Source organism: Sphingomonas sp. CFBP 13714 (assembly GCF_014842205.1).
Taxonomy (GTDB): domain Bacteria; phylum Pseudomonadota; class Alphaproteobacteria; order Sphingomonadales; family Sphingomonadaceae; genus Sphingomonas; species Sphingomonas aerolata.
The window spans coordinates 1-274 of record NZ_JACYVG010000045.1 but is presented as its reverse complement, the minus strand read 5'-3'; the positions used below and the strand labels follow the sequence as shown (position 1 = coordinate 274).

1 protein-coding gene is annotated in these 274 nt (G+C 55.1%); it reads right to left on the bottom strand.

Annotation, left to right across the window (positions count from 1 at the left end; genetic code table 11):
* Positions 1–18 precede the first annotated feature (18 nt).
* On the bottom strand, positions 19–274 hold a 256-nt coding region (locus tag IFT54_RS20215; RefSeq protein ID WP_206758154.1), incomplete at its 5' end, for a hypothetical protein.

Sequence of the window (274 nt, the reverse complement as noted above, 5' to 3'; positions counted from 1 at the left end):
TTGGTGGAAAGCAGCCGTTCAACCGTTACCAAGAACGATATCTGCAACTTTCCCGCTGACGCCCTCCAGTCGCCCGTACCACGATACGGTTGTGCGACCAAACGGTGTCACAATGCTCATGACATGACCTGGCGCGCCAACCCCGGTGGGGTCGGTCGTCTGCCGCTTTTCACTGTACAGTCGATGATCTGCAATTAACTGATCGAGCATCTGCGACTGAGCGGCGGTCAAAGGCAGCTCCCGATTTGATTCCATCTTCCGTTCAATCGGAAGA